This is a genomic window from Candidatus Kryptobacter tengchongensis (assembly GCF_001458555.1).
GTDB classification, from domain to species: Bacteria; Bacteroidota; Ignavibacteria; order Kryptoniales; family Kryptoniaceae; genus Kryptonium; species Kryptonium tengchongense.
Window position 1 is genome coordinate 1 of record NZ_CZVH01000004.1, and the last position, 5,946, is coordinate 5,946.

Consider the following 5,946-nt stretch of genomic DNA (forward strand, 5'->3'; position numbering starts at 1 on the left):
ATGACAGTGCCTCCAATAAAAGAACTTTTCAAGCAAAAAGAAAATAAAAATCCCGAGGACAACGGTGTAAACCGCCCCGGGATTTTTTTCAATTGAATTAGGGATCATACGCAAAAAGGCAATCCCGATAAAAGCTCCGGATGCAAAAGAAACAAGCCAAAATATAACCTTTTCAAAAATTTTTTCCCTTACGCTGATGAAAATTATACCAACAAATGAAATAAGACTTACAACGATATTTGCTAAAATTATTTCTATAAACATGCGTGTTTTTTATTAACTTTTTCAATCTTCAATTACCGCAAGGATATCGCTTCTTGAGATTATCCTGTACTCTTTTCCATTCATCTCAATTTCTTCGCCTCCATACTTTGCAAACAAAATTTTATCACCTTCTTTAATTTTTGATTGCAGATCTTCATCTGTTCCCACCGCAATCACGATCCCGATTCTCGGTTTCTCCTTTGCGGTGTCTGGAATTATAATTCCAGAGCTTGTTCTTGATTCAACTTCTTCAAGTGGTTCAACAAGAACCCTGTCATCAAGTGGTTTTATCTTCATTTTTTCACCAATTTTATTTTTGTTTTTATTTTAAACCGAGTAAATGATCAATTTTTGCCCTATCAAACCCAACAACAGGACGATTATTTATTAAAATAACCGGAACACCGGTTTGCCCCGTTAAACGAATCAAATCTTTAGCTGCTCTTGGATCTCGCGTGACATCAACTTCGGTAAATTTAATTTTCTTCTGCATGAAATATTGCTTTGCTGCCCTACACCAGGGACAGGTTGGTGTTGTGAAAATTATAACTTTAGGTTGCTTTTGTTCCATAGCCAAATCATTTTTTAATTTTCTTTTCAAGATCGTTTGCAGCGATTAATATCGGATCCCAAACAGGAGCAAATGGTGGGGCATAACTTAAATCAAGATGACCAATTTCATCCACGGTTAACCTTGCATGAAGAGCCGTTGCGAAAACATCTATTCTTTTAGCAACACCATCCCTTCCGACCATCTCAGCACCAAGCAAACGCCCAGTTTTTTTATCTGCGATAAGTTTAACTCTTATTTTACTTCCACCAGGATAATAGTGTGCTCTTGAACCATGTTCAATCACCGTTGAAACATAATCAAATCCCTCAGATTTTGCCTGTTTTTCAGATATTCCTGTTCTTGCCACCTCAAGCTCAAAAACTTTAAACACAGCTGTTCCAACGATACCTTTAAAAATTGCATTTCCACCCGCGGCGTTTTCTCCAGCGACTTTCCCTTGTTTATTTGCGGTCGTTCCAAGCGGGATATAAACAGGGCGATTCAAAACAAGATGAAATGCTTCAGCACAATCACCCGCCGAGTAAATTCCATGAACATTCGTTTCCATCTTTTGGTTCACAGCGATTGCCCCGCTTCTTCCAAGCTCAACTCCAGCTTCTCTGGCAATTTCAGAATTTGGCTTTATCCCAGCTCCAACTATCACAAGATCAACATCAATAACTTGCCCATTACTTAACACGGCTCTTTTAACATACCCATCTTCACCACTAAATTCATTCACAGATACTGATTTTAAAAGCTTCACACCGTTTCTGGCAAGTTCTTGCTCAACGATCTCATTTATTTCATCATCCATATTTCCAAGTATATTCGGCATTTGTTCAACAATTGTCACATCCAACCCAAGCGAAACAAGAGATTCCACCATCTCCATCCCAATATAGCCAGCACCAATAATTAAGGCTTTTTTAGGCGAGTTTTCTCTGATGAAGTTTTTTATGGCAATCCCATCTTCAAGGAATCTAATTGTGTAAATACCTTTTAATTCAATCCCCTTTATATTCGGCTTAACAGCACGAGCTCCAGTTGCGATCACAAGCTTATCATAATTAACCTCAAATTCCCTCCCGTTTTCAAGGTTTTTAACAAGAATAGACCTTTTCGCAGGGAAAATTTTTAAAACCTCATGATGGACAAAAACATCAATATTTCTTTTCTCTTTAAAAAATTTAGCGTCATATACAACGAGATTTTCTGGAGATTTAATTATATCTGAGACAAAGTAAGGCAAACCACAAGAACCGTAGGAAACGAAACCGCTTTTTTCAAATACAACGATTTCCATATCAGGTTTCAATCTCCTCGCCCTACTTGCTGCGCTCATCCCCGCAGCAACTCCACCGATTACAACAAGTCGTTCTGCCATGTGCTAATTTGCTTAATTTTGTTGTTTCAGTGTTTCTTTGGTTTTTCTCGCAGCCTCAACAACTTTGTCAACATAATGTCTTTCTGGCAACGCACCTTCAAAGTAATAAACATCGTTCATTACAACTTTTGGAACCCCCATAACCATATATTTTTCAGCAAGATCTGGAAATTCAATCGCCTCAACCATATCGGCAGTGATAAGATCATTTTCCATAGCAAGTTGATGTGCAAGATGAACGGCGCTCGGGCAATATGGACAGGTCGGGGTTACAAAAACCTGGATATGAACCGGAACATCAATTTCTTTTATCTTCTCAATGCTTCTTTGGCTCAACCCAGAAACACCTCTTGAAACCATTTCAATATCTAAAAGGAATGATGCAAATTCATAGCCCGATGGTATACCAAAGTATCTTATTCCATAATCCCTATCCTCGCTTGCGATAACCGTTGCGGGAACCTTGTCTATTTTAAACTGCTCAACTTTATCCGTATCGGTATAAAAATTGTAAATTTCAAGTTGTATCTTGTCCGACAGCTCGGAGAGTTCAGTTAAAAGTTGCTTTGTCTCCCTACAATACTGGCAATCAAGCTCTCGTGTAAAGTGAATTACACGAACCTTGTTGACGAGGTTTTCCTCAAATCTTTTTCTCAATTCTTCTCTGTCATCTGCATCAATTTAATCCCTCATTTGTTTGAGTTTATTTTTAGTTAATTTTAAAATTTTAACCACTAATGGATTTGCTACCGAATAATAAACGGTATTTCCTCTGCGAACACTCTTTATTATCCCACTTCGCCTTAAAACAGCAAGGTGTTGTGAAACAAGCGATTGCGAAATTCCAACAAGATGCCATAACTCCGATACTGTTTTATCAGAATCAATCAATTCGCTGATTATTTTCAGACGAGTTGGGTTTCCAAGTATCCTCAATATCTCCGCTATCTGTGAAAACTCATTTATTTTTTCACCGAGCATCGCTTTTTCACTCCTTTAATTTTTCTCGTTCAACTAACTTGATAATTTTTATCACAAGCGGATGAACCACCCTGTATTTTATATTGACCCCTTCTCTTTCTGCCTTCACGATCCCCTTTGCCCTCAAAAGAGCAAGATGTTGGGAAATTTTGGGCTGTGGCTCCCCCAAACAATCACCTATATCATTTACACATAAACTTTGCTCAATCAATCCACATACAATTTTCAATCTTATGGGATGCCCAAGAATCTTTAAAATTTCAGCCTCTTCGGTGAAATCACTGTTTTTTAACTTTTTAAGCTCCATATAAATATATTCAAATATCTTTATATTGCAATACAAATATAACAAAATTTTCGCACTTTGTCAAGTGACAGTTTGTCCGCCTGGTTTTAAAGTTCTCTAAAATTTTTAATCTTTCAATAACTTTTAAATCACCGCTGATGTTAACCCTGAAAAACTGACAAACTTTCAAAAACCTTGATTATAAACACGAGTATTTTTATTTTAGAAAAAAGTAAAAACATCAATGAGATGAAGATTGGACTGTTCATCCCTTGCTACATTGATCAGTTTTATCCTGAAGTTGGTCTCGCAGTGGTCAAAATTTTAAAGAAATTTGGGATAAAATTTGATTATCCAATTGAGCAAACCTGCTGTGGACAACCCGCCTTTAATACGGGATACCGAAAAGAAGCAAAAGTCCTCGCTGAAAAATTTCTCAAGATTTTTTCAAAGTTTGACCACATCGTTTCACCATCTGGTTCCTGTGTAAGTATGATCCGAATTTTTTATCCTGAACTTATAGACAAGGATGATATTGCAATCATAACAAAAAAATTTTTTGAATTAACAGAATTCCTTGTAAATATAATGAACATTGATTCAACAGGAGCTGAGTTTGATTACACGGTAACATATCACGATTCATGCCATGCTTTGAGAGAGCTTGGGCTAAAAACCGAACCAAGAATCCTCTTAAAAAATGTTAAAAAATTAAAACTTATTGAAATGGTAAACTCAGAAGACTGTTGCGGATTCGGGGGAACTTTCTCGGTGAAATTTCCAGAGATTTCGGTTGATATGACAAAGCATAAGGTTAATTACATTCTAAATTCTGGAGCAGATTTTGTAACATCAACAGATCAAAGCTGTTTGATGCAAATTGATGGCTATGCAAAAAAACACGGGATCAATATAAAAACAATTCACATTGCACAAATTCTGGCAAATTTTTAACAAATTTTCTGAAATATGTTAAATTATACGCCTTCAAAATTCAAAGAGAATGCATTAAAAGCCCTTGCAAACGAAAACTTGAGAAAAAATCTAACCAGGGCAATTTCACATACGCTTTCAAAAAGGGCTGAAGTTGTTTCGGAACTCCCCAATTGGGAAGAACTGCGACAGAAAGCTCATGATATAAAAAAACACGCAATTGAAAACCTCGCTTATTATCTTGAAATGTTTGAAACTAAAGCAACTGAAAACGGGATTAAGGTTCTATGGGCTAAAGATGCAGATGAAGCGAGGACTTATGTCGTTGAGATAGCTAAAAAAATAAATGCAAAGTTATGCGTTAAATCAAAATCAATGACAACAGAAGAGATAGGATTAAGAGAATTTCTTGAAGCAAACGGGATTGAAACGGTTGAAACAGACCTTGGGGAGTTTATAGTTCAGCTTGCTGATGAAATGCCTTCGCATATAACAGCACCAGCGATGCACAAATCAAGGGATGAAATAGGTAAACTTTTTACAGATAAGCTTGGGGTTGATTTCACAAATGAGCCAGAGGAATTAACGAAAATTGCAAGGAAATTTTTAAGGAAAAAGTTTTTAAACGCCGATCTTGGTATATCAGGAGCAAATTTCCTCGTTGCTGAAACAGGTTCAATTGTAATAGTTGAAAACGAAGGGAACGCGGGCTTAAGCACAACACTCCCAAAAGTTCATATCGCAATTGCTGGGATAGAGAAGATAATCCCAAGGCTTATTGATTTGACAGTTTTCTTCAAAATTCTTGGAAGAAGTGCAACCGCTCAGAGATTCACAAGTTATGTCTCAATTATAAATGCACCCAGAAAAAATAAACTTGATTCACCTGAGGAAGTTTATGTTATATTGCTTGACAACGGTAGAAGTGATTTATTGAGGTATGAGAAACTAAAACAGGCGCTTTATTGCATTAAATGTGGCGCTTGCATGCTTGCTTGCCCAGTTTATCAAAGAGTTGGAGGTCATCCTTATGGTTCAATATATCCTGGTCCGATTGGCTCAGTGATAACACCAGCGCAACTTAAACTTAACAATTCATACATTTTACCATTTGCTTCGTCATTATGTGGCAAATGTTATGAGATTTGCCCAGTTAAGATAGAAATTCATCACCTTTTGCTTTGGCTCAGGCATAGAGCGGTTGAATCGGGTTTTTCACCACCGGCTCTTTCAAACTCAAATTTAAATTTTTTCACGAGATCTTTTTTATCAGCGGTTTCACCAACTTTTATCTCGGGAAGCTGTGTTTTCCCTTTTTGAAATTGTTTTAGAAAATGAATTATATGCTCTCTTGATTTTTCCATATTTCCTTAAATGATTTTGGTGCAAGTTCTGGAAAAACTCTTCCATTTGACCAATTTTTAAATTTGGGCTTTATCCCGAGCTTGCGTATATATCTTAAAAGTTTTGAGCCAAATTCATAAAGTTTATGACTTCTCATTCCGATAAACCAAAGCTTAAAGATAAGTTTTTCAATCCACG

Annotated in this window: 10 protein-coding genes; 2 read left to right on the forward strand and 8 right to left on the reverse strand. The window is 36.6% G+C overall.

Annotated features, from left to right (window positions below):
* The 7 genes from AT685_RS00095 to AT685_RS00125 all read right to left on the reverse strand — a co-directional run.
* Positions 1–264, reverse strand: a 264-nt coding sequence (locus tag AT685_RS00095) for a ZIP family metal transporter (protein ID WP_159420436.1), incomplete at its 3' end; no start/stop codon positions are given.
* A gap of 21 nt (positions 265–285) precedes the next feature.
* Complete coding sequence (locus AT685_RS00100; RefSeq protein ID WP_072150919.1) at positions 286–561, reverse strand: co-chaperone GroES; 276 nt, start codon at positions 559–561, stop codon at positions 286–288.
* Between the two features lie 25 nt (positions 562–586).
* On the reverse strand, positions 587–835 hold the full coding sequence (locus tag AT685_RS00105) for a glutaredoxin family protein (protein WP_072150921.1): 249 nt from the start codon (positions 833–835) through the stop codon (positions 587–589).
* Positions 836–842: 7 nt separating this feature from the next.
* Positions 843–2,204, reverse strand: coding sequence for a CoA-disulfide reductase (locus tag AT685_RS00110; RefSeq protein WP_072151060.1), 1,362 nt, complete (start codon positions 2,202–2,204; stop codon positions 843–845).
* A 12-nt stretch (positions 2,205–2,216) separates the two neighbouring features.
* Positions 2,217–2,885: a protein disulfide oxidoreductase gene (gene pdo / locus AT685_RS00115; RefSeq protein WP_072151061.1), complete on the reverse strand. Its 669-nt coding sequence runs from the start codon at positions 2,883–2,885 to the stop codon at positions 2,217–2,219.
* Entirely contained in the window at positions 2,886–3,185 is a 300-nt protein-coding gene (locus tag AT685_RS00120; protein ID WP_072150916.1) for an ArsR/SmtB family transcription factor, read from the reverse strand.
* Positions 3,186–3,192: 7 nt separating this feature from the next.
* Positions 3,193–3,528: an ArsR/SmtB family transcription factor gene (locus AT685_RS00125; protein ID WP_320409063.1), complete on the reverse strand. Its 336-nt coding sequence runs from the start codon at positions 3,526–3,528 to the stop codon at positions 3,193–3,195.
* Between the two features lie 192 nt (positions 3,529–3,720).
* Here AT685_RS00125 and AT685_RS00130 point away from each other — a divergent pair, with 192 nt between their 5' ends.
* Both AT685_RS00130 and AT685_RS00135 read left to right on the forward strand, forming a co-directional pair.
* The gene (locus AT685_RS00130; RefSeq protein ID WP_072151062.1) at positions 3,721–4,425 is read left to right on the forward strand and encodes a (Fe-S)-binding protein; all 705 of its coding nucleotides are present in this window, start codon (positions 3,721–3,723) and stop codon (positions 4,423–4,425) included.
* Positions 4,426–4,440: 15 nt separating this feature from the next.
* Positions 4,441–5,724: a LutB/LldF family L-lactate oxidation iron-sulfur protein gene (locus AT685_RS00135; RefSeq protein ID WP_072151063.1), complete on the forward strand. Its 1,284-nt coding sequence runs from the start codon at positions 4,441–4,443 to the stop codon at positions 5,722–5,724.
* A gap of 19 nt (positions 5,725–5,743) precedes the next feature.
* Here the strand turns inward: AT685_RS00135 and AT685_RS00140 are convergent.
* The coding region (locus tag AT685_RS00140) for a lactate utilisation protein LutB domain-containing protein (protein ID WP_143713044.1) at positions 5,744–5,946 on the reverse strand (203 nt) is incomplete at its 5' end.